The following is a 21,200-nucleotide window of genomic DNA, read 5'->3' as shown; positions in this document are numbered from 1 at the left end:
ACTGCCTCCATCATAAGAAATAGATGTAAAGGGCATGTTGGGCGGAGATGAATCTTTTATGTGATTTTCATTAAGCTTGCTCTACGCGCTTTCCTGTATTCCATGTCATGGCGAGGAACACAATCGCAAGGATACAAGAACCAACTAGTAAAATGAAACCTCCTGTCCAGTCATAGTGATCGACGACGACGCCCATCATGGCATTAGCAAAAGCAGAGCCACCAATATATCCAAAGAATCCTGTCAGCCCGGCAGCAGTGCCAGCGGCTTTTTTCGGAGCGAGATCAATGGCTTGCAGTCCAATGAGCATGACAGGTCCGTAAATTAAAAACCCGATGCTGATGAGGGCAATGTTATCAACCATTGGATTGCCAGCAGGGTTTAACCAGTACACAAGAACCGCAATTAATACGCCAATCATAAAGAGTACGCCAGCAGGTGCGCGGCGGCTTCTAAAGAAGCGGTCACTAATCCACCCGCACAATAATGTACCAGGGATGCCTGCATATTCATAAAGGAAATAAGACCAGCGTGAATGCTCTGGTGAGAATCCTTTTGCTTCTGTTAAATAGGTAGGTGCCCAGTCTACGACCCCGTAACGGACAAAGTACACAAAGACGTTGGCAATGGCGATATACCAAAGGAATTTATTGTTGAATACATATTTAAATAAAATCTCTTTTACGGTTAATTCTTTTTCTTGATCTTCATATTGTTGTGCCGGATAGTCATTTCGGTATTCTTCGATTGGCGGAAGACCAGCGGATTGCGGGGTGTCCCGTACGAGAAGAATGATGACGAAGGAGACGATAATGGCGATGATGGCAGGGAAGAAAAAGATACTTTTCCACGTCGCAAACAAAACAATTCCTAATGTGATAAGCGGTGCAAGAATTCCCCCACCGATATTGTGAGCGACGTTCCAAATGGACATTTTCGTTCCACGTTCACTCACCGAAAACCAATGCGCCATCGTTCGTCCGCATGGCGGCCACCCCATTCCTTGAAACCAGCCGTTTAAGAACATGAATAAAAACATGATCCATACACTGGATGTCACCCATGGAAATGAGACAAATAGAATATTGATAAGAGCTGATAGAAAGAGTCCAGCGGCTAAAAAGTATCTTGGGTTACACCGGTCTGAGATCATCCCCATAATGAATTTACTAAAGCCATAAGCGATTGAAACAGCCGCCAGTACAAAGCCTAATTCACTTTTTGTGAACCCCTCTTCCTGTAAATAAGGGATGGCAAATGCGAAATTTTTGCGCAGCAAATAGTAGCCCGCATATCCGATAAAGATTCCCAAAAAGACTTGCAGCCGCAGCCGTTTATAGGTTTCGTCTGTTTTGGCATCATCGAGCCTGTCGATATGCGGAGCCGGTTTAAACCATTTGAACATAAACATCCTCCTCTTGTAGATATGACTGAAACAAAAGTACGAGGTCTGTCTTTGATCTTGTACTTTTTCAGAGACAAAAGAATTGATAGCGCTTTCTTTTGTACTCCCATCATATCGGATGGAGAAGATGTTTATGATGAGGCTTTTGTCATTATTTTGGAAAAACAGTTCATGAAGTGATGAAAAAAATCCGCACAATGGCGGATTTTTAATAGTGGTTAAATTGATACATCAATTTTTGCAGATTTCTTTAGTTGATCAATTTCTTTTTGTACTTCTTTTTGCTTTTCTTGAGATTCTAACTGCTTCTTGATTTGTGATTTGACGTCTTTGAAATCAGGTGCTTTTTGTTTTTGTTTTTTCATTTGTTCGGCGTATTGGTCATAGTACGCTTTGACGTCTTTTTCAGACACAGAGGCTGATTTAATTTCTTTGTCGACATATTGGCTGTATTTGATGCTGTCGGCAATATCACTTTTCAGCTGATCCATTGTCAGTCCGCTCTTTTTGAGTGCTTCTTCAAATTGAGCATTGTCTTTAAATTGTTTCTTTTCTTCTTTTAGCTGCTTATCGACTTGCTTGTCAGAGGCTTTATAGCCCTTCTTCTCAGCATCTTGCAGGATGAGCTCTTGACCTACGAGCGCATCAATGGTTTGCTTCTTGACAGCTTTTGCGCCTTCTTTAGATGTTGGGTCTTGTCCTGACTGCTGAAGTTGACCTTGAATGGTCGATAGAGCGCTATTGTATTCACTGCCTGTGATTTTATCTTTGTTGACGGTCGCAACGACCTTTTGATCATCAATTTTTTGTGCGTCTAATTTCTTTTGCATCTCTTCCATTTGCTTTTGCTGCTCTTTTTGGTCAGCCTGTGTTGTTTCCTTGCTTTTGGCTGAATCGTTTTGCTTATCCTGTTTCGCATCGTTTGATGAGCAGGCTGCAAGCCCCACTGATAACAGACAAGCAATGAGTGTATATGATACTTTTTTCAATTATTTTCTCTCCCTTCGGTATGAGAACATCTAGTGCGCATTCTAACCGTTTTAGAGGAAAAATAAAACCGTATAGACGAATTGTTAGCGGATTGACATGTTTTTTATCTGTTTGTCCTCATTTTGTCTTCTCATAGTCATCATATGACAGCTCAAGTTTGGAATAATTGTTCCATCGCTTCGTCGAGATTGGTGATCGGCTGGCGGCAGCTGTAGTTTTCACAAATATAGACCGTCGTGCTGTCGTTGATCGTTTTGTAATCTTTTGCAAAAGGTGCGAGCCTTGCTAATTCTTGCCCTGTTTCGGCAGTTAAAATGAGATCAAATGGCATGAATCGTTTTTGCAATGCTTGTAGAAGCTGTTCTTTTTGCGGATCGCCCTTTTTCCCGAGAATAATGATTTCTCGTTTTACGGCATATTGGCTTAATAGTCCTTGTAAAAAGGCGGTATGTCCGCTTGGATAGGAAGAGACATCGACGTAAAAGGCGCTGAACATCTTCTCTAGTGTCTCGATCCAGTCTTGACGTCCGATCATTCTGCTTAGTTTCAGAAGCTGTTGGAGTGCGGTGCTGTTACCAGACGGCATGGCCCCGTCGTATACTTCTTTTTCACGAACAATAAGCGCTTCTGCATCTGAGCCTGAGAAGAAAAAGCCCCCGATTTGCTCATCCCAAAACAGTTCAAACATATTTTCAGCAACGGCTCTTGCTTTTGTCAGCCAATCTAGGTCAAAGGTCGCTTCGTATAAAGACATATAAGCTGTTAGCATGTGCGCATAATCCTCGATAAAGCCTAGATGCTTTACGTCCCCTTCTCTGAAGCGGACCATGAGGCGTCCCTGTTGGATGAGGTGTGTTTCGAGAAAAGACATTGCCTGTTTTGCCATGCGTATGGCTTCTTCTACATAAAAGACACTTCCTGCTTTGGCAAGTGCGGAAATCATCAGCGCATTCCACGAGGTGAGTACTTTGTCATCGATTAGCGGTGCAGGCCGCTGCTGTCTTACAGTGAGTAAGATGTGTCGAGCGGATTGCAGTTTGGAATGAAGGGTTTTGTCGTCGATTGAAAAAGCTGCTTTGATGTCATCAAATGAGGTGGAAATGGTATGAGGGATGTTCTGTCCTTCAAAGTTCCCTTCCTCTGTGATGTGGTAGACCGCACAAAATAAAGTGCCGAGGTCATCGCCTAAATGGGTCATGATCTCCTCTTTTGTCCAAACGTAATATTGCCCTTCCTTTCCTTCTGAATCGGCATCGATTGCCGAATAAAAAGAGCCGTCACGATTCATCATGTCTCGTTTGATAAATTGAATGAGGTCTTGGACAAGCTTTTCGTACTCAGGGTGTTGAGTGATTTGATAGGCTTCGGTGTAGGCATTTATCAGCAAGGCGTTATCATACAGCATCTTTTCAAAATGCGGCACAAGCCATTTTTCATCTGTTGAATATCGAGTAAATCCAGAACCAATATGATCATAAATACCGCCGTTTGCCATGCCGTTTAACGTTTTTGTGACAGCATATAACGCATTTTCTTGCCCTGTCCATTCAAAATAACGCATGAGAAACGTGAGCATATGAGGCGCGGGAAATTTAGGCGCAGAACCGAAGCCGCCATACAGCGTATCAAAGCTGCTCATGAGCTGATAATAGGCTTTGTGAATCGACTCCTGAGTGAGCGTATTCTCTGTCTGTCCTGCTGCCTTGATTCGCAGATTATTTGTTGCCTTTTCTGCCAATGATTCAATATGATCTCGGTCGTTGTGATACGCATCCAGCAATTGCGTCAGTGCTTCAATGAAGCCAGGACGGCCGTAAGCACTTCTTTTTGGAAAATAAGTCCCCGCATAAAACGGCTTTTGATCAGGCGTGACAAACACGTTGAGCGGCCAGCCTCCTTGCCCAGTCATCATCTGACAAACGGACATATACATCGAGTCAATATCTGGACGCTCCTCACGATCGACTTTGATTGAAATGAAATGCTCGTTTAGGATGTCAGCGACTTGTTGATCTTCAAAGCTTTCGTGTGCCATGACGTGGCACCAGTGGCAAGTGGCATAGCCAATGCTTACCAGCAAAGGCTTGTTTTCTTTTTTTGCTTTATCAAATGCTTCTTTTCCCCATGGATACCAGTTAACTGGGTTATGGGAGTGTTGGAGAAGGTATGGAGATTTTTCAGTGATTAATCTGTTGGGTTTATTGTTAGTAGACATGGAATCTCCTCCTTTCATATTTATTTATCAAATGAGTAAATAAAATAATTGATCAAATCTTTTTGAGTGTAAAGGGTGATGGGCTTAAGGAATTTCATTTGAATTTAGATAGTACTACTTCAAAAAAGTTACGTAGGATAATAACCGATAGTTCTTTATTTTGAAACTGAGCAAAAATCAAAAAACTATAATTAGGTCAAAGATTTATAGGGACTGCTGTGGAAATTTTGACTTTCGATAGATTTGTTTTCAATTCTTTTATTCGCTTCATTAATTATGAAAACCTATATTAACGCCTTTTAAATGGAATTTATTACTATATTTATCTTGTGTGTATTTAATCATTAATAACAAGCTGTTATAATAGCTTTGTGTTTTTATGAAAATATGTGTTAAAAGTGGTGTTGGAAATAAATATATACTATTCATTCTAGTAATCTCTTCGTTTGGTGGAGAAGCACTCTTAGCACATTTAATTTCAATAGGTCTAGCGGTGACTATTACAGGAGTTACTTATGTTGCATAATCTGAGTTTAAAAAGCATGAAAGAACATACATTCAAAAAATCTAAAAAACGGGTATATGAGAAGGTGTAAATATGTTAGTTATTGATCAAAATCCAAAAGGTGAGCAGTACTCCAAATTAATTGATTTGGCTTTCGAAATTTGTGATGAGTTTCATTTAGTTTTAAGAAAAGATATGGGATCTTTAAAATCTTTTGATCCCTTCCTAAAAAAACTTGAAAGTTCATTGAAAGAGATGAAAGAACAATCAGAATGGGCTAGCACAATGCTATTTAACAATACAGCAAAAGTTTATTACTATTATACAGATGAAAATGCGAAGAGTATTCTAAAAGAATTCGCAAATTCTTTATATGATTGGGAGCAACCAAATTTACCAGAAGACTTGTCCTTCTTCAAAAATGGAGAAGAATGGCTGGTTACATCTTCTCATGAAGAAGAAAGTTATATAGATACGGAAAATGATACAGAGATACAAAGGATATTAAGTATACCAGAATTAAAAGTACATATGGAAAAATGGGATTAAGGCTATTTAGTATTCAATAATAGTGTATTGATATAAAAGGAAGGAGGCTAATAAGATAGTTTCCTTTAAAATGTTATGGGCGTTCTCATTTATTTCTTAATTAAGATGTATTGTTTGTGTTCCAATAGAAGATTTGAACTTTAAATGTTTCCCAAATTGTTGAGTCTTGAAATTAATAACTAAATCCAAACTCTCATCCTTATCCATAAAAAAACAAGGGCTATAAACCCTTGTTTTGTCATTATTTCACCTTTTCACTACTTCAATCGTAATGTTTTAACAAGATGGCTGAATTATGTCCTCCAAAACCAAAAGAATTGGATAGCCCATATTTCAATGGAAGCTGTCTCGCTTCTAATACAACATCTAAATTGCAATCTGGATCTTGTTTCTCTACATTAATAGTTGGCGGAATCATTCCTCGTCTCAAACTTTCCACTAAAGCAATCGCTTCTACTCCGCCAGCAGCACCAAACATGTGCCCAGTCATTGACTTGTTCGCAGTTGTTGGAATTTCACCTGAACGATCACCAAATAATTTCTTAATGGCTAGAACTTCTGAACGATCACCTACTTGTGTACTTGTTGCATGAGCACTAATAACATCGATTTCACTTGTTGATATATCTGCACTTCTCAATGCTTTCTTCATGGCTAAGTAGGCACCCCTACCTTCTGGGTGTGAAGCGACCATATGATGTGCATCTGAACTAGCCCCGTATCCCACTACTTCACATAATATCGGCGCATCTCTAAGAATTGCGTTGTCTAATGATTCTAATACTAAGATACCTGCACCTTCACTCATAACAAAGCCATCTCTATCTGTATCGAATGGGCGGCTAGCTCGACTTGGGTCTTGGTTTCTAGTAGACAGTGCATGTGCGTTTCCAAAACTAGCCAAAGATATCTGGTTGACGGCAGCTTCTGCTCCACCGGCAAATATAATATCTGCTTCATCATTTCGGATCGCATTGAAAGCTTCACCAATAGAGGTGTTCCCAATAGAACAAGCTGTGACTGGTGACAATGATGGCCCTTGTGCGCCTAATTTAATGCTGATTTGGGCCGCAGCTGCATTTGAAATCATCATGGGGACAAGGCTGGGGCTTACTCTCGATGGACCTCGTTTATCTAATACATTCACATTATCAACAAGCGATTGTATGCCCCCGATTCCTGAACCAACATATACGCCTAAACGTTCAAGATCTACTTGATCTAACTGTAATTGTGAATGTTCTAATGCTTGTTCGGCGGCTGCTAAGGCAAACTGACTAAAACGATCTAATCGTTTTGCTTCTTTTCTCCCTAATATTTCATCTGCATCGAAATCACGAACGATTCCAGCTATTTTTGTTTTATAATCAGTCGTATCAAAAGAATCAATGAGAGATATTCCCGATTGTCCTTTCATGAGTTGATTCCAAAAGCTATCTATATCATTTCCAAGTGGAGAAATAACTCCCATTCCAGTAATGACTACTCTTTTCATGATCATTCCCTCCTTGTTTTTATTAACTTTAGCCATTGTGTTATCCTATTACAAGTTGTTGTTTATCCTAGTATAATGAATAATATTTTAAAAGGAGACCTTAATGAAACCTGAAACAAGACTTCAAGCATTATCAGAATTTCTAAAAAACCAACGTTCAAAAATCACGCCTCAAATGGTTGGTTTACCTGTAGGAACCCGCAGAAGAACACCAGGACTCAGAAGAGAAGAAGTGGCTCAACTAGCCGGTGTGAGTCTTACTTGGTATACATGGTTAGAGCAAGGCAGAGATATAAAAGTATCTACTTCGGTATTAGATGCGATTTCTAGTGCATTACAATTAAATAACGATGAAAGGAGATATTTGTACGCTTTAGCGTTAGAGGAAGGTGTGAAACAATCCTATATCATTGAGAATGAGAAGGAAATCAGTCCGGCTTTAGTGAAAATTCTGCAGGAACTTCGTTATTGCCCAACGATTATATCTGATAGAAGAAGTCAGATTGTTGGGTGGAATCGAGCAGCAGCTAATGTATTTTTGGACTTTGAGCAAATCATCCCGGCAGAAAGGAATATCATCCGCTTACTATTCGCAAGAAAGGAATTTAAAAGTTTAGCCGTGAATTGGGAGCATTTTGTAAGAGGATATATCGCCATATTTAGAACGTATTATGGACAGTATGTGGCGGATGACTGGTATGAGCAATTTATAGAAGAAATGGAGCAGGCATATCCTGAGTTTCGTAAAATATGGAATGAAAATGAGATCAGTTATGCACCTGAAGTATTAATTGAATTTCGTCATGCTAAGGTAGGGAAAATGTTGTTTAATCTCACTTCATTACAAGTGTATGGGGATACTGATTTAAGATGCAGTGTCTATACTCCAGTTGAGGATACTGAAACGGAGCTTAAGTTGAAACGTTTAATTGAAGGGTAGATTAGATATCGTTTGGATGAGGTTATTATGGCCATTAAATATAAAAGAGATCCTATGCCATCAGTGAGAAGTGGGCATAACCGATGCTGATGAGCACCGGTTTAGTTTCACGTTGAGGCTTCTTGCCCCCAGGCCTATATCTTTTCTGGTAAATGGTGTTTATACATCTCAATAGCATCTGTATGTTCTTTTAAAATACTCATTGTTTTTGGGTGAGGTGAGTTCAGAGAATGGTTTATAGGTAGGATTTTGACCAATGGTACCAAGTGGCAGTTCTTTGTTTGATCCAATATAATGCTGTAAAGTCATGGGTTGCCCTCTTTCCTTGAAATATTCCTTATAGCGTTGATTATTTCCTTTTTACCAATTTAGAGGTGAATATGCAATGGCTTGACATATCGGTATTTCTAGATATACAATGTCTGCCATGGAACCTATTGATGTGTTTAAGGCATTATCGAATGAAACAAGGTTGAATATTTTAAAGTGGCTCAAGGAACCAGAGAAGCATTTTCCTAAGCAAGGCGCTCATTTACCGAAGGAGGTTAGTTATAAGGGGGGCGTTTGTGTTGGGGATATTCAAGAAAAGGCGCAAATTTCTCAATCAACGGTCTCTAGCTACTTACATTTGATGCAAAAGGCTGGTCTGCTTGAATCGGTACGGCATGGACAATGGACATACTATAGACGAAATGAAGAATTTATCCAACAGATCGGACAATATATGAAAACAGAGATCTAAAGGATGTGTGATTTCTGTTTTTTTCTATTCTATATATCTATTTATCTAGATATATAAATATATGAATCAAAGGAGATTTAATGATGCGTTTAATTTTTTATGTGCTTGCACTATTAGCGGGTGCGGCACTTAGTTTTGAAGGAGCCATCTATGCGGAGCTTGGGAAGTCGATCGGACAGTTAGAAACGAGTTTTTATAACTTTTTTGTCGGTTCAATTATTATGGGGCTATTGTGGCTCTTTTTTGGCAAAGGTGACCTTTCCTATACGTTGAAGGCACCAAAATGGTCGCTACTTGGCGGAGCGATGGGGGTTGTGTATTTAACGTCTATTGTGGTGAGTGTTCCATTCGTTGGTGTGGGGGTAACGATGGTCGCTGTCATTATTGGTCAGCTGTTGATGAGTATGGTGATTGAGCATTTTGGCTGGCTTGGGAGTCAGAGAACAAGAGTAAACAAAGAGAAGGTATTTGCGGTCATTTCAATGATCATTGCCCTTATTCTTATTCATTAGGAGGAAAGTCGATATGGCATTATTGTTAATTATATTTACTTTAATCGGAGGCATTACGTTAAGTGCGCAATCTTCCATAAACGGTACGTTTAGCAGGAGAGCGGGTACGATTGAAACGACCTTTTTGACCTTTTTAACGGGTACGATGTTTTTAACCATTCTGATTTTATTCTTTGGGAGCGGCCATCTGTTGAATCTCTTGCATGCACCAAAGTGGCAGTTGAGTGCGGCTTTTCTTGGAACGGCTTATTTAATCCTGACAGTGATCGCTGTTCCGAAAATCGGTGTCATTGCTGCGAATATTGCGGGGATTGCTGGGCAGCTTGTCATTGGAATGGTCATTGATCATTTTGGCTGGTTCCATAGCTTGGTGATTTTACTTGATCTCAAACGCATATTGGCATTGTTCTTTATGCTGATCGCTCTTTATTTTATTTACAAAGGAAATAAGCGCTCTCGAGAGGAAGCGAGTGCTTAAAGAGAACGTGCTGCTGCGACATTTGCTCTCAGCAGCTCTTTTATACTGATTCATCATGTTTGACTAAATACCTATCAGGGTATACTATCTGATCATAGGGAAAAGAGAAAGGAGTGTTAAACGTGGAGTATAATCAGCAGATGAAGAATCGTCTTCGCCGGATTGAAGGACAGATTAAAGGAGTTCTTGCGATGATGGAGCAGGGAAAGGATTGCCGCGAGGTGGTGACGCAGCTATCTGCATCTCGTAATGCGATTGATCGGGCGATGGGTGTGATTGTGAGTACAAACCTTGAGCAATGTGTCCGTGAAAGTCTTGAGCAGGGCAAGGATACAGAGGGGCTTGTCAAAGAAGCGGTTGAGCTCTTGGTGAAAAGCCGGTAAGAAATTCCTCAGCCTTTGGAGGTTGACGAATTTTTTTACTTGTTATAATATACCCTTACCGGTATGTGTATATATTTTTTGTTTTTAGTATACCCCTATGGGTAATTGATATAAGGAGGAGCATGATGGAAGAACAAAAGAAACGAACAACAATTGTTTTATTTAGTGGAGATTATGATAAAGCGATGGCCGCTTATATTATTGCAAATGGCGCAGCAGCTTATGATCACGAGGTGACTATTTTTCATACTTTTTGGGGGCTGAATGCGTTGCGTAAGGAAGAGATGGTGCCACTGAAGAAGGGATTTTTAGAAAAAATGTTTGGCAAAATGATGCCGCGTGGCGCTGATCGAATGGGGCTGTCAAAGATGAATTTTGCAGGAATGGGACCGAAGATGATCAAGCATGTGATCAATAAACACAATGCCATGACCCTGCCGCAGCTTATTGATATGGCAAAGGAACAAGAGATCAATCTCGTGGCATGTACGATGACGATGGATCTTTTAGGGTTACAGGAGAATGAATTACTAGCAGACATTCAATATGCCGGTGTGGCAGCGTATTTAGCAGAGGCAGAAATCGGGAATGTGAACTTATTTATCTAGGGGGGTGTCCATACATGATTCAAATGCTTTTGCTCATCATTGTGATCGCTTTGCTTGTGAGCCGTTTTCTTCCCGTACGGGGTGTGAAACAAATGGACGCAGCTCATCTGAAACCTAAATTGCATAGTCGGCATCAACAGCTGATAGACGTGCGATCACCTTTAGAGTTTCAAACAAATCATATAAAAGGATTTCAAAATATCCCCTTATTCCAGTTAAAGGAACGAGCGCATGAGCTTGAGAAAGACAAAGAAGTGTATGTGATCTGCCAGAGCGGGATGAGAAGTATGCAGGCGGCAAAATTGTTAAAAAAACAGGGATTTACCCACATTACGAATATCAAGGGTGGCATGAATGCTTGGCGATTATAGGTATAAATAGGCTTTAAAATATACCCCCACCCCTATAAAAGGAGGAAAAACAATGCAGCAACCAACAGCAATTCTAGATGCAAAAGGATTGGCATGCCCAATGCCCATTGTCAAAACGAAAAAACAAATGAATGAGCTCTTGCCAGGAGATGTGCTTGAAGTGCAAGCAACCGATAAAGGGTCTACAGCGGATTTAGCAGCTTGGTCAAAAAGCGCCGGTCATGAATTTTTAGGAACAAAAGTAGAAGGACAGGTGCTTCATCATTTGATTCGTAAAGGCGGAGCGAAACAGGAGGAGGAGCAGTCAATGATTTCGGAAATGTCGTTGAACATGTTTCAACAGAAGGTAAAAGAAGATCAGTCATTGTTTATTTTAGATGTACGAGAGCCGGATGAATATGAAGCGGGTCATATTCCAGGAGCTGTTCACATCCCTCTCGGTGAGGTGGAACAACGTGCTGAAGAATTGAACCGAGAGACGCTCATTTACCTCATCTGTCATTCAGGCAGAAGAAGTGAATTAGCCGCACAAAAGTTAAAAGAAAAAGGATTTCATCAATTGATCAATGTAGTGCCAGGCATGAACAGCTGGACAGGAGAGATTGAAAAATAGGAGCTGAATGAACCAATGACTGTAAAAGCAATGACCGCAGAACAGTTAACAAAAAAGATCATCAACAAAGAGCCGATCTTTTTGTTGGATGTACGAAACGAATCAGATGTGCAGGACTGGAAAATTGAAGGGAAAGCCGTTGAATATTTAAATGTGCCTTACTTTGAGCTTCTTGATGGCGTAGAGGATATGGTGGAGAACATACCGGATGACCTAGATGTACTGGTCGTTTGTGCGAAAGAAGGCTCTTCTATTATGGTGGCAGAGATGCTGTCAGAGGCAGGTAGAACGGTCCATTATTTGCAAGGCGGCATGAAGGCATGGAGTGAGCATTTAGAGCCAGTGAAGATCGGTGATTTAACTGGGGGTGGAGAGTTGTACCAATTTGTGCGAATGGGCAAGGGGTGCTTGTCCTATATGATCATGTCGAATGGGGAAGCTGCGATTATTGATGCGGCTAGAATGACGGAGGTCTATACGCAATTTGCTAAAAAACATCAAGTCACGGTGACGCATGTGTTTGATACGCACCTTCATGCGGACCATATATCTGGCGGGAAAAAGCTGTCTGAACTGACTGGTGCTATCTATTGGCTACCGCCAAAAGACGCCGAAGAGGTGACATTTGATTACAAACACCTTGAAGAAGGACAGCGTGTGACGATTGGAGCGACGGAGATTGAGATTCATGCCCTTTATTCACCGGGCCATACGATTGGTTCAACCTCTTTTATCGTAGACGGCCGTTACCTCCTTTCAGGTGATATTTTGTTCATTGATTCGATCGGACGACCTGATCTAGCCGGTATGGCGGAGGACTGGGTAGGTGATTTGAGGGAAACCCTTTATACACGATATACGGCGCTTTCGGCAGAATTGATTGTGCTGCCTGCACATTTTATGATCGTGGATGAGCTGAATGAAGACGGGAGCGTTTGGAAGGAGCTAGGCGCTTTGTTTGAAGAAAATCACGGGCTGAACATTGAAGATGAAGACGTATTTAGACAAATGGTCACGCAGGATCTACCTGCACAGCCAAACGCTTATCAAGACATTCGGTCTACCAATATGGGGAAGCTGCATCCAGACGAGGAAGCGCAGCGAGACATGGAAATTGGTCCAAACCGTTGTGCGATTCGATAATGTTCAATAAAATAAAGAAGCGAGGGATGATCAGATGACATCAGATCACATTTTAGACGTAACCGGGCTTGCATGCCCAATGCCGATTATTCGGACGAAGAAAAAAATGAACGACTTGGCAGAAGGCCAAGTATTAGAAATACATGCAACAGATAAAGGGGCCAAAGCTGATTTGGCTGCATGGGCTAAGTCAAGCGGACATGAATTGGTCACGCAGACGGATGAAGGGCATGTGCTGAAGTTCTGGGTGAGAAAAGGGTCCTAAAGGGGAGAGGGGTATCTATGAGGGAGCCCCTTTTCCTTTTGCAAAGGAGGAGATCAGCGTGGATTTTGCATTTTTCATTACTTTATTTATCATCGGATTTATTGGTTCCTTCTTATCAGGAATGGTCGGAATAGGAGGATCGGTGATCAACTATCCCATGCTGCTTTATATCCCGCCTCTAGTCGGAGTGATGGCATTATCGGCACACGAGGTTTCAGGGATTGGTGCCATTCAAGTACTATTTTCGACACTCGGCGGTGTGCTGGCGTATCGAAAAAGCGGATTTTTACATCGACCATTGATCTTATATATGGGGAGCAGTATATTGGCAGGGAGTTTATTAGGCAGCTATTTATCACATTTCCTTCCAGAGAAAGGCATCAATGTAGTCTATGGTCTGCTTGCCATTGTCGCTGTCATTTTAATGCTTGTTCCGAAAAAAGGTCAGCAGGCAGAAGCGGATGGAGAGGTGACCTTTCATAAAGGAATGGCGGCTGGTATTGCCTTTGTGATCGGAAGTGTATCGGGTGTATTAGGTGCAGGCGGTGCCTTTATTTTAGTGCCGGTGATGCTATCGATTCTCAAAATCCCTGTGCGGATGACGATTGCCTCGTCTCTGGCGATTACGTTTCTCTCTGCGATCGGCGCATCGGCTGGGAAAGTGCTGACTGGTCAAGTCATGTTCATGCCTGCTCTTGTCTTAATGGCGGCCAGTCTGATTGCTGCGCCGATTGGGGCGAAAATTGGTCAGAAAATCAATGCCGTTTATTTGCAATGGGCGCTTGCCGTGATGATTACAGCCACAGCGATCAAAATCTGGGTGGATTTATTATAAGAAAAAGACCAACAAATGAGAGCAAGGGCTCTTTTCCATGTGTTGGTCTTTTTTATTTTATGTCATCGTGCTCGATATACGTTTCAAGTGCAGGGTGGTACTCTTTTTGATAATGAAGATTGGGGCATGTTTTCACGACTTTGCCTTGCAAGGCATTGGACTTCGAGACATCTAATGCTGTTTTACATTTTGGACAACGTTCGTTAAAAATTGAGAGCCAGCGCTTCATAGATCACCACTCCAGTTAAAGTCTTAAAAACCGATTATATTAATATGAATTATAGGGGATTGTGTGAAGGAGGTCAATGGATATTTGGCTCTTTTTAACAAAAAAGAAGCATCGTATAAGATGCTTCAGCGTGTAGACAAATCCTCGCATTCTTTGTCAGCCCTGCATGCTGGCGCTCATGATTTTTAATTTCGCTTTGCGCAAGTGCTCGTCCTTCCTAGAGTCCAAAGGCTTTCCGTCACGCTGAAAAGAAGACAAAGGGCTAAAATAAAGTTCATTTTAGCCCTTGTCAACAATTTGAAGCATGATTAGTAGGCTTTTGCCCAGAACACCATATCAGAAGCAGGTTTCCCGCAGCAGACACATGTGTCAGAAACGGATTCTTGTTCAAACGGGATACAGCGTGATGTCGCCCCTGTTCTCTCTTTGATGTCGTTTTCGCAGTCTTCATCACCGCACCACATGGCTTTGATCAACCTGTTTTCTTCAGCAAGAAGCTGCTCGATGTCTTTGATTGTGTGGGCGTTTGATGTTTTTTCATGTAATCTTTCTTTTGCTTTTTCGTACATCGTCTGTTGAATGTCTTCAAGCGTGGACGTGATGGTTTGTTCAAGTGCATCTAATGTGACGGCTTGCTTTTCACCAGTGTCTCGTCTTGCGAGCATGACCTGGCCTTTTTCCATATCCTTTGGTCCTACTTCTATGCGTAATGGGATGCCCTGCATTTCGCATTCGTTGAATTTCCAGCCTGGCTGTTTATCACTTGCATCGATGTCAGCGCGTGCGATGCGGGCGAGTCGATCCTTTAATTCATAGGCATGATCGAGGACACCTTCTTTATGGGAAGCAATTGGCACAACACGTACTTGGGTTGGCGCAATGTTTGGCGGCAGGACAAGTCCTCTGTCATCGCCATGCACCATGATCATAGCGCCAATGATTCTTGTGGTGAAGCCCCATGATGTTTGCTGGACATGCTCTAATTTTCCTTCTCGATTTAAAAATTCAATGCCAAACGCCTTGGCAAATCCGTTGCCGAAGAAGTGAGAAGTGGCGGTTTGCAGGGCTTTTCCGTCATGCATCAAGCTTTCAACCGTATAGGTGAAGCGAGCGCCAGCGAATTTTTCTTTCTCTGTTTTTCTTCCTTTAATGACAGGGATCGCTAGAAGCTCTTCACAAATAGACGCATAGACATGGAGCATTTTTTCTGTTTCTTCAATCGCTTCTTGCTCTGTCTCGTGACAAGTGTGCCCTTCCTGCCAGAGGAATTCAAGGGTTCTAAGGAATGGACGTGTTGTCTTTTCCCAGCGGACGACATTGGCCCATTGGTTATATAGCTTTGGTAAATCACGATAGGAGTGAATGATGTTTTTATAATGCTCGGCGAACAGCACTTCAGAGGTTGGTCTGACGCAGAGTCTTTCTTGTAATTCCGAATCACCGCCATGTGTCACCCACGCCACTTCAGGAGCAAAGCCTTCGATATGATCCTTTTCTTGCTGGAGAAGGCTTTCTGGGATAAAGAGCGGCATATAGACATTCTCGTGACCCGTTTCTTTGATTTGACGATCAAGTTCGTCGCGAATATTCTCCCAAATTTTAAAACCGTATGGCTGAATAATCATACTGCCTCTAACGCTTGAATAATCGACGAGACGCGCTTTTGTGACAACATCTGTATACCACTGGGCAAAGTCGTCTTCCATGCTTGTAATTTTCTCAACAAATTGTTTCTTTGACATCGTCTTTTTCCTCCTTTTAAAAAAACAAAAAAGCTGTGCTTTAAGTTAGGGACCATTCCTGGTGGTACCACCCTAATTTAAAGCACAGCTTTACACTCGATCATGATAACGGTATGAACCGCTGTATGAAACAGAACTAAATCGGCAGGTTCACTTGAAGATGTCAGTAGGAACTTCTCAGCACCGTTCCCTCTCTGGTAAAGATCGATTCAAGCTACTATTCCAGATCTACGTTGATCCTTGTTCGTTGATTTTTCATCAGTTTACCTGTAAATGGGGGAGAAAGCAAGTTGGTCCGCAAGTTCATTTCATGCCTTTCTGAGGTCGTTTATGTCGAAGAGCCATTGGCAAACATTTTCTATTTTTGCAGCTTGCACGTTATGGAAGGCTATGCTAATATATTTGAAGAAAAAAATAGACTTGTATAACCTCAATAATATGGTTTGAGGGTTTCTACCAGGATCCGATAAATCCTGATTACAAAAGCGCGCTTTCCTTTTTTGTAATCAGGGTTTTTTTGTTTGTCTGCACCCTGTATCAAAAGTGAAAGCCATGATATAGAGAAGGGATGTTAGACATGAACTGGAGAGTTTATTTATTAGCTGTTTCTACTTTTGCGGTTGGATTAGTTGAGCTTGTGGTCGGGGGCATTTTGCCAAGTTTAGCAGAGGATCTCAATGTGTCTCTTGCGACAGCTGGGCAGCTGATCACGGTATTTGCGATTGTGTATGCTATTTCAGCACCGGTGCTACTGACCGTTACAGCCAAAATCGAACGAAAGCGTCTTTATTTAATCGCATTATTGGTCTTTACATTAGGCAATGTATTCACATATTTTAGTTCCACCTTTGCCCTTGTCATGATCTCTAGGGTCCTGATTGCCATGAGTACAGCGCTAGTTGTGGTGCTATCATTGACGATTACCGCCAAGCTGGTGGAACCGTCGCATCGAGCGAAAGCATTAGGTCTGATTTTTATTGGAATTAGCTCATCACTTGTTCTCGGTGTACCGATCGGTATTTTTATTACAGAGAGCTTTGGCTGGAGAGTGATGTTCTTAGGAATCAGTATTCTGTCAGCCATATCCATGGTACTCATTTATTTTCTATTGGAGAAAATGCCTGTTGAAAAAGTCACGCCGCTTAAAGAACAAATTCGTTCTTTAGGGCATCCGAAAATTTTCAGTGCACATTTGATTAGTTTGTTCATGCTTGCTGGTCACTATATGCTGTATTCTTATTTCACGCCATTTCTGATGGAAGTTCTGCATATGACTCCGTTTTGGATTAGTATTTGTTATTTGGTCTTCGGGCTTGCGTCGATTGGCGGGAATGGGTTTGGCGGCTGGCTGAGTGACAAACTAGGATCAGGAAAAGCCATTTTGCTTGTGACCATGGCGTTTGCCATTGTGATGTTTATCCTTCCTTATACAGCGGGAGTGTTTATGCTCTTTATGGTGATGGTTGTCCTATGGGGTGCTCTTAGCTGGGCACTGACACCTGCTTTGCAGAGCTATTTGATTCAAACAGACCCTGTGACGTCTGATATTCAGCAGAGTTTGAATACATCCGCTTTGCAAATTGGGATTTCCATTGGATCAGCAGTGGGTGGCGTCATGTTTACAATGACCGGTTCATCTGTTGATTTGGCTAAATTCGGTGCTGTTTTTGTGCTGATTGCCTTTAGCTGTGCAGTGATTTCATTAAAGAGACCGCCGCTTTATATGGATCGAGGGCATCACGCTGAATAGAAATGAATAAGATCGTTTTCGTATTTGTTAGCTGCCTCCTCGTAGGCAGCTTTTTATTTTTTTAAAACCACACCTTCGCTTTTACCAGTAATGACTTCTTCTCCATGCTGATTGATATAACGGGAAAAAAGGTGGACACGATGGTATTTTTCAAGGGGTTCTACCTTGGTGACGGCCATCTGACAGGTAATGGTGTCACCTGTATAAACAGGGCGTATGAAGGTACATGTCATCTCTTGACCGATAAAATGAAACTGACCGCCAAGCTTCGTGGCTAGACTTGCTGTGAGAAAGCCGTGTACCATGAGCCTGCCTTGATCATCTAGCTCGGTATGATGTTTGCCGAGATCACCTGTCATCTCGCCAAATTGAATCACATCTTCATGCGTATAGGTTTTGCTTGTTTGAAATTGATCGCCTGGTCGAACCATTTGTTCTTCAGCTCCTTTTTTTAAATGTACCAAAGGAGTGAATGAATGTACATTCATTTTTGTGATGAGATGTTAGAGGCAAAGAAGAGACAGGATGCCTTTCTTTGCCCTTGATAAGTCAGGAAAAATGTCATCGTCTATCCAAAAACTACCATTTCTCCAATTGGTTGAAATCCGGCACGCTGATAGATATGTTTGCCGTCATTTGAGGCTTGTAACATCACACACTTTTGTTTGTTATCTGTTTGGGTCAGAAGGTAATGAAACATGTCACTGCCAAGTCCTCTTCCGCGGTGTTCTGCCTTTGTGATGACATCATAAATACCGTAGCTGTCTGCTGTTTCAATCAATAAGCCCGTTGTGACCGGTTTGTTGTGTTCATATCCATCGAACATGCGGGTACTCGGGTGTAATCGTTCAATCGAAAAGCGCTGGAAATAGCTGTTTAAAGCGATTGCCTCAGGTGATCCTTCGAAAAGTTCGATAAATAAATGTTGATAATCGAGAAAGGTTTGATCGTCAGTCACTTCCTTGATCGTAAGCCATTGAGAGGTCCTTTGATCGATGTCGTTTGTATGTTCAAGCATCATGATGGTATTGCGTTCCACTTCTTGAAGCCCATATTTCTGCATGATATTCGACCAATCGGGGTGGAGCAGGCTTTGAGTAATCCATGTGCTGAATGCTAGCTGCTGTTGCTGCATTTGTTCGATGGCAGCTTCCACTTTTTGTTGATCTTGTATGTGCGCTGAAATGGGTAATAACAAATTGAACGTGTCAGTTGATATATGCGTGTTTGATAAAACGAAATCTTCCGTTGATAGGAACGATCCGTTGACAACAGAAGAAAACAAATTTATTTTTTCTTCTAACTGGCGAATGGCCATTTGCTGTTCTGTTTTCATTCTCTCACCTTCTTTTTTTGATTGAGGGTTACTTATCATAAATAATAGCAAAGAAAAGGAAATTGTGCGGTCTCTTGTAATCTAGTAAAAAAGTTCTCTTATTTATCAGGTCTTATGACCCATTCTTTTCCTCATCCCCACATTTCTTTTGACTCCTTTATTGATTATTAGTACCATTTTATTAACCAGTTAAGAGTGGAGGTTCAGATGGAAACAAACGAGCAGATTGTCTTAAAAGCGATTCAAGATTTGATTATGCATAGGGAAAAGAAACGGAACGATCCAACAGATCCACTGATTACCACGACTGATACACTCAAGCAAGATTGGACACTTACACAGCTTCATATTTTATCTATGATTCAAGCAAACCCTAATGAATCCAATAATACATTTCTTTCACAACAACTAAAACTATCAAAACCAGCCATTACAAAGGCTGTGAAAAAGCTCATCGAAAAAGGCATGGTCGACTATTGCCACCGGCAAGGTGACAAGAAATCCGTCTATTATTCACTCACAGAGGAAGGCACACAGCTTGCGGCACTGCATGATGAGCTTCATGAACAGGCAGTCTCCTCCTATTTAGAATTCCTCCATGAATTTAATGAAGACGAGCTACAGGTTATTGAGCGCTTCTTAAAGGCTTGGAAGGAAAAGATATAAATAACGGACCGAAAGCTTTCTATAAACTAGATGCTTTCGGTTTTTTTATGGTAAAATTAACATATATTGACGTTATTCGTGATAATGATTGAGGGAGGGAACCGTGTTGGTGGAAGAGATGATGGAAAATTTCAAAAAATATGTATTTATCATGCCGTTCGTCGGATTGTTTGTCAGCTTGCTATTATTTGTTTATTTTTTTGGGATCACAGGAGTTGAAGGGTCCATGTGGGCGGCTGTTTTGTATTGTGCTCTCCCCTTTTTGATGTACACGATACTCTGTTTGCCTTTATGGATTTATTTTAAAGTCAGCAAAAAACGTTCAATACATAGAAATGAGGAACATACATGATCGTTGTCAGCGCTTGTCTTGCGGGATTAAAGGTCCGTTATAATGGCAGCCATCGATTAGATCAACGTATCGAGGAGCTTGTGCAGGAAGGAAAGGCGGTAACAGTTTGCCCTGAGCTGCTTGGCGGTTTCTCTACACCAAGACCTCCCGCTGAAATTATTGGTGGAGATGGTCATGATGTCTTACGGGGGCAGGCTGCTGTTGTTGATGTTCATGGAACAGATGTGACAGAGATGTATGTAAATGGTGCACAAGACACGCTTAAGCAGGTTCAGACTCTTGGCGCAACATCCGTCGTGTTAAAAGAGTACAGCCCTTCTTGCGGAAGCCGGATGATCTATCGGGGAGAGTTTAACGGGAAGACAAAGGCTGGGGACGGTGTGACGTCTGCCTTGCTGAAACAGCATGGGATTCAAGTATTCTCTGAGGAGGATGATTGGACCTCGCTGTTTGTATAGGGATGGCGTGAATTGAAGGAGGAGTTAGGTTGAAGAAGTGGATCATTGGTTTAGTAGTCGTTATTTTCATCGGAATAGGTCTTTATTTTATGATCAATGCCAAAACATATGCTTTTGATGATGTGGTCTCGATTGATAAAGATAAAGTGACTTCCATTCAAATTGAGCATGATGATGAGCGCGTTGTGGTGGACAAGAAAGAGGATATTCAAAAGCTGCTGAAGAAATTTTCGGGTATTCAATTAAAGAAATTAACTGGATCTAAAAAAGAAACAAAAGAATCTTATTGGATCAGAGTGTACGAGAACGAAAAGCAAATGTATGGTCTGACTTTTTATGACCAAAGCTTTTTAGAGACGTATGATGGTTCTAAAACAAAAAATCGAATCAGTGAATACCAAATCTTTGATGCAAATCAAGTCGATATGGGACAATACATCAAATAAGATCATTCAGTCTATGAATGGTTTCAGCGTGTAGACAAACCCTCGCATTCTTTGTCAGTCCTGCGTGCTGGTGCTCACGAATGTGAAATTCGCTCCGCGCCAGTACTCGTCCTTCCTAGACTGCAAAGGTTTTCTATCACGCTGAAAAGAAGACAAAGGGCTAAAATCAAGT

Annotated in this window: 25 protein-coding genes and 1 riboswitch; of the genes, 16 read left to right on the top strand and 9 right to left on the bottom strand. The window is 41.4% G+C overall.

Going from position 1 to position 21,200, the window contains the following annotated elements; translation table 11 throughout:
• Nucleotides 1–70: 70 nt before the first annotated feature.
• From glpT to MHH23_RS00115, 3 genes are all read right to left on the bottom strand, one after another.
• Nucleotides 71–1,405, bottom strand: a complete 1,335-nt coding sequence (gene glpT, locus MHH23_RS00125; protein ID WP_340958653.1) for a glycerol-3-phosphate transporter — start codon at nucleotides 1,403–1,405, stop codon at nucleotides 71–73.
• Nucleotides 1,406–1,623: 218 nt separating this feature from the next.
• Nucleotides 1,624–2,394 (bottom strand): SurA N-terminal domain-containing protein, encoded by a 771-nt coding sequence (locus MHH23_RS00120; protein ID WP_008359353.1) that lies wholly within the window; start codon nucleotides 2,392–2,394, stop codon nucleotides 1,624–1,626.
• A gap of 152 nt (nucleotides 2,395–2,546) precedes the next feature.
• Entirely contained in the window at nucleotides 2,547–4,610 is a 2,064-nt protein-coding gene (locus MHH23_RS00115; protein WP_340958651.1) for a thioredoxin domain-containing protein, read from the bottom strand.
• Between the two features lie 598 nt (nucleotides 4,611–5,208).
• Between MHH23_RS00115 and MHH23_RS00110 the strand changes: the two genes are divergently transcribed.
• The gene (locus tag MHH23_RS00110; RefSeq protein ID WP_048002323.1) at nucleotides 5,209–5,664 is read left to right on the top strand and encodes a hypothetical protein; all 456 of its coding nucleotides are present in this window, start codon (nucleotides 5,209–5,211) and stop codon (nucleotides 5,662–5,664) included.
• 262 nt (nucleotides 5,665–5,926) lie between these two features.
• Here MHH23_RS00110 and fabF read toward each other — a convergent pair whose 3' ends face one another.
• Nucleotides 5,927–7,159 (bottom strand): beta-ketoacyl-ACP synthase II, encoded by a 1,233-nt coding sequence (gene fabF, locus MHH23_RS00105; RefSeq protein ID WP_326111531.1) that lies wholly within the window; start codon nucleotides 7,157–7,159, stop codon nucleotides 5,927–5,929.
• Nucleotides 7,160–7,262: 103 nt separating this feature from the next.
• Here fabF and MHH23_RS00100 point away from each other — a divergent pair, with 103 nt between their 5' ends.
• A complete protein-coding gene (locus MHH23_RS00100; RefSeq protein ID WP_061417724.1) occupies nucleotides 7,263–8,099 on the top strand; it encodes a helix-turn-helix transcriptional regulator in 837 nt (278 codons plus the stop codon).
• A 168-nt stretch (nucleotides 8,100–8,267) separates the two neighbouring features.
• Here the strand turns inward: MHH23_RS00100 and MHH23_RS00095 are convergent, their stop codons facing one another.
• Entirely contained in the window at nucleotides 8,268–8,408 is a 141-nt protein-coding gene (locus MHH23_RS00095) for a hypothetical protein (RefSeq protein ID WP_164071249.1), read from the bottom strand.
• A 118-nt stretch (nucleotides 8,409–8,526) separates the two neighbouring features.
• On the opposite strand from MHH23_RS00095, the gene MHH23_RS00090 reads away from it, so the two are divergent.
• From MHH23_RS00090 to MHH23_RS00045, 10 genes are all read left to right on the top strand, one after another.
• Nucleotides 8,527–8,841, top strand: coding sequence for an ArsR/SmtB family transcription factor (locus MHH23_RS00090; RefSeq protein WP_008343888.1), 315 nt, complete (start codon nucleotides 8,527–8,529; stop codon nucleotides 8,839–8,841).
• Nucleotides 8,842–8,924: 83 nt separating this feature from the next.
• Nucleotides 8,925–9,353: a DMT family transporter gene (locus MHH23_RS00085; protein ID WP_008343887.1), complete on the top strand. Its 429-nt coding sequence runs from the start codon at nucleotides 8,925–8,927 to the stop codon at nucleotides 9,351–9,353.
• A gap of 13 nt (nucleotides 9,354–9,366) precedes the next feature.
• Nucleotides 9,367–9,831: a DMT family transporter gene (locus tag MHH23_RS00080; RefSeq protein WP_340958648.1), complete on the top strand. Its 465-nt coding sequence runs from the start codon at nucleotides 9,367–9,369 to the stop codon at nucleotides 9,829–9,831.
• A gap of 122 nt (nucleotides 9,832–9,953) precedes the next feature.
• Nucleotides 9,954–10,214, top strand: a complete 261-nt coding sequence (locus MHH23_RS00075) for a metal-sensitive transcriptional regulator (RefSeq protein ID WP_003217059.1) — start codon at nucleotides 9,954–9,956, stop codon at nucleotides 10,212–10,214.
• A 125-nt stretch (nucleotides 10,215–10,339) separates the two neighbouring features.
• Nucleotides 10,340–10,822 carry a DsrE/DsrF/DrsH-like family protein gene (locus MHH23_RS00070; RefSeq protein ID WP_008343885.1) on the top strand — a complete coding sequence of 161 codons (483 nt, stop codon included), beginning with the start codon at nucleotides 10,340–10,342 and terminating at the stop codon, nucleotides 10,820–10,822.
• Between the two features lie 14 nt (nucleotides 10,823–10,836).
• Nucleotides 10,837–11,193: a rhodanese-like domain-containing protein gene (locus MHH23_RS00065; protein WP_041508159.1), complete on the top strand. Its 357-nt coding sequence runs from the start codon at nucleotides 10,837–10,839 to the stop codon at nucleotides 11,191–11,193.
• Nucleotides 11,194–11,245: 52 nt separating this feature from the next.
• Nucleotides 11,246–11,806: a sulfurtransferase TusA family protein gene (locus tag MHH23_RS00060; RefSeq protein ID WP_024719146.1), complete on the top strand. Its 561-nt coding sequence runs from the start codon at nucleotides 11,246–11,248 to the stop codon at nucleotides 11,804–11,806.
• 15 nt (nucleotides 11,807–11,821) lie between these two features.
• Nucleotides 11,822–12,949, top strand: coding sequence for an MBL fold metallo-hydrolase (locus MHH23_RS00055; RefSeq protein WP_340958646.1), 1,128 nt, complete (start codon nucleotides 11,822–11,824; stop codon nucleotides 12,947–12,949).
• Nucleotides 12,950–12,983: 34 nt separating this feature from the next.
• Nucleotides 12,984–13,214 carry a sulfurtransferase TusA family protein gene (locus MHH23_RS00050; RefSeq protein ID WP_047946121.1) on the top strand — a complete coding sequence of 77 codons (231 nt, stop codon included), beginning with the start codon at nucleotides 12,984–12,986 and terminating at the stop codon, nucleotides 13,212–13,214.
• A gap of 58 nt (nucleotides 13,215–13,272) precedes the next feature.
• Entirely contained in the window at nucleotides 13,273–14,049 is a 777-nt protein-coding gene (locus MHH23_RS00045; RefSeq protein ID WP_340958645.1) for a sulfite exporter TauE/SafE family protein, read from the top strand.
• 52 nt (nucleotides 14,050–14,101) lie between these two features.
• On the opposite strand, the gene MHH23_RS00040 is transcribed toward MHH23_RS00045, so the two are convergent.
• Together MHH23_RS00040 and proS are read right to left on the bottom strand one after the other, a co-directional pair.
• Nucleotides 14,102–14,278, bottom strand: coding sequence for a hypothetical protein (locus MHH23_RS00040; protein ID WP_164071373.1), 177 nt, complete (start codon nucleotides 14,276–14,278; stop codon nucleotides 14,102–14,104).
• Between the two features lie 308 nt (nucleotides 14,279–14,586).
• The gene (gene proS, locus MHH23_RS00035) at nucleotides 14,587–16,020 is read right to left on the bottom strand and encodes a proline--tRNA ligase (protein WP_058336287.1); all 1,434 of its coding nucleotides are present in this window, start codon (nucleotides 16,018–16,020) and stop codon (nucleotides 14,587–14,589) included.
• Nucleotides 16,021–16,420: 400 nt separating this feature from the next.
• Nucleotides 16,421–16,520, top strand: a riboswitch (purine riboswitch).
• Between the two features lie 77 nt (nucleotides 16,521–16,597).
• Between proS and MHH23_RS00030 the strand changes: the two genes are divergently transcribed.
• On the top strand, nucleotides 16,598–17,770 hold the full coding sequence (locus MHH23_RS00030) for an MFS transporter (protein ID WP_340958644.1): 1,173 nt from the start codon (nucleotides 16,598–16,600) through the stop codon (nucleotides 17,768–17,770).
• Between the two features lie 53 nt (nucleotides 17,771–17,823).
• Here MHH23_RS00030 and MHH23_RS00025 read toward each other — a convergent pair whose 3' ends face one another.
• Together MHH23_RS00025 and MHH23_RS00020 are read right to left on the bottom strand one after the other, a co-directional pair.
• Nucleotides 17,824–18,201, bottom strand: coding sequence for a hotdog domain-containing protein (locus MHH23_RS00025; RefSeq protein ID WP_073415831.1), 378 nt, complete (start codon nucleotides 18,199–18,201; stop codon nucleotides 17,824–17,826).
• Nucleotides 18,202–18,338: 137 nt separating this feature from the next.
• Nucleotides 18,339–19,106 (bottom strand): GNAT family N-acetyltransferase, encoded by a 768-nt coding sequence (locus MHH23_RS00020; protein WP_327872069.1) that lies wholly within the window; start codon nucleotides 19,104–19,106, stop codon nucleotides 18,339–18,341.
• Between the two features lie 207 nt (nucleotides 19,107–19,313).
• Between MHH23_RS00020 and MHH23_RS00015 the strand changes: the two genes are divergently transcribed.
• The 3 genes from MHH23_RS00015 (at nucleotide 19,314) to MHH23_RS00005 (ending at nucleotide 21,028) form a co-directional block, all read left to right on the top strand.
• Nucleotides 19,314–19,772 (top strand): MarR family transcriptional regulator, encoded by a 459-nt coding sequence (locus MHH23_RS00015; protein ID WP_024719151.1) that lies wholly within the window; start codon nucleotides 19,314–19,316, stop codon nucleotides 19,770–19,772.
• Nucleotides 19,773–20,120: 348 nt separating this feature from the next.
• A complete protein-coding gene (locus MHH23_RS00010) occupies nucleotides 20,121–20,582 on the top strand; it encodes a DUF523 domain-containing protein (RefSeq protein WP_041091698.1) in 462 nt (153 codons plus the stop codon).
• Nucleotides 20,583–20,611: 29 nt separating this feature from the next.
• Nucleotides 20,612–21,028, top strand: coding sequence for a hypothetical protein (locus MHH23_RS00005; protein WP_327872070.1), 417 nt, complete (start codon nucleotides 20,612–20,614; stop codon nucleotides 21,026–21,028).
• The last annotated feature ends 172 nt before the right edge of the window (nucleotides 21,029–21,200 follow it).

This window comes from Bacillus sp. FSL K6-3458 (assembly GCF_038005045.1).
Lineage (GTDB): Bacteria > Bacillota > Bacilli > Bacillales > Bacillaceae > Bacillus > Bacillus altitudinis.
The sequence above is the reverse complement of the archived record's forward strand: the minus strand, read 5'-3'. Positions and strand labels throughout refer to the sequence as shown.

What these genes read in the sequence shown, in the direction of transcription:
- glpT (WP_340958653.1), bottom strand. Translation starts at nt 1,405, where the DNA reads ATGTTCAAATGGTTTAAACCGGCTCCGCATATCGACAGGCTCGATGAT.
- MHH23_RS00115 (WP_340958651.1), bottom strand. Translation starts at nt 4,610, where the DNA reads ATGTCTACTAACAATAAACCCAACAGATTAATCACTGAAAAATCTCCA.
- MHH23_RS00110 (WP_048002323.1), top strand. Translation starts at nt 5,209, where the DNA reads ATGTTAGTTATTGATCAAAATCCAAAAGGTGAGCAGTACTCCAAATTA.
- fabF (WP_326111531.1), bottom strand. Translation starts at nt 7,159, where the DNA reads ATGAAAAGAGTAGTCATTACTGGAATGGGAGTTATTTCTCCACTTGGA.
- MHH23_RS00100 (WP_061417724.1), top strand. Translation starts at nt 7,263, where the DNA reads ATGAAACCTGAAACAAGACTTCAAGCATTATCAGAATTTCTAAAAAAC.
- MHH23_RS00095 (WP_164071249.1), bottom strand. Translation starts at nt 8,408, where the DNA reads ATGACTTTACAGCATTATATTGGATCAAACAAAGAACTGCCACTTGGT.
- MHH23_RS00090 (WP_008343888.1), top strand. Translation starts at nt 8,527, where the DNA reads ATGGAACCTATTGATGTGTTTAAGGCATTATCGAATGAAACAAGGTTG.
- MHH23_RS00085 (WP_008343887.1), top strand. Translation starts at nt 8,925, where the DNA reads ATGCGTTTAATTTTTTATGTGCTTGCACTATTAGCGGGTGCGGCACTT.
- MHH23_RS00080 (WP_340958648.1), top strand. Translation starts at nt 9,367, where the DNA reads ATGGCATTATTGTTAATTATATTTACTTTAATCGGAGGCATTACGTTA.
- MHH23_RS00070 (WP_008343885.1), top strand. Translation starts at nt 10,340, where the DNA reads ATGGAAGAACAAAAGAAACGAACAACAATTGTTTTATTTAGTGGAGAT.
- MHH23_RS00065 (WP_041508159.1), top strand. Translation starts at nt 10,837, where the DNA reads ATGATTCAAATGCTTTTGCTCATCATTGTGATCGCTTTGCTTGTGAGC.
- MHH23_RS00060 (WP_024719146.1), top strand. Translation starts at nt 11,246, where the DNA reads ATGCAGCAACCAACAGCAATTCTAGATGCAAAAGGATTGGCATGCCCA.
- MHH23_RS00055 (WP_340958646.1), top strand. Translation starts at nt 11,822, where the DNA reads ATGACTGTAAAAGCAATGACCGCAGAACAGTTAACAAAAAAGATCATC.
- MHH23_RS00050 (WP_047946121.1), top strand. Translation starts at nt 12,984, where the DNA reads ATGACATCAGATCACATTTTAGACGTAACCGGGCTTGCATGCCCAATG.
- MHH23_RS00040 (WP_164071373.1), bottom strand. Translation starts at nt 14,278, where the DNA reads ATGAAGCGCTGGCTCTCAATTTTTAACGAACGTTGTCCAAAATGTAAA.
- proS (WP_058336287.1), bottom strand. Translation starts at nt 16,020, where the DNA reads ATGTCAAAGAAACAATTTGTTGAGAAAATTACAAGCATGGAAGACGAC.
- MHH23_RS00030 (WP_340958644.1), top strand. Translation starts at nt 16,598, where the DNA reads ATGAACTGGAGAGTTTATTTATTAGCTGTTTCTACTTTTGCGGTTGGA.
- MHH23_RS00025 (WP_073415831.1), bottom strand. Translation starts at nt 18,201, where the DNA reads ATGGTTCGACCAGGCGATCAATTTCAAACAAGCAAAACCTATACGCAT.
- MHH23_RS00020 (WP_327872069.1), bottom strand. Translation starts at nt 19,106, where the DNA reads ATGAAAACAGAACAGCAAATGGCCATTCGCCAGTTAGAAGAAAAAATA.
- MHH23_RS00015 (WP_024719151.1), top strand. Translation starts at nt 19,314, where the DNA reads ATGGAAACAAACGAGCAGATTGTCTTAAAAGCGATTCAAGATTTGATT.
- MHH23_RS00010 (WP_041091698.1), top strand. Translation starts at nt 20,121, where the DNA reads ATGATCGTTGTCAGCGCTTGTCTTGCGGGATTAAAGGTCCGTTATAAT.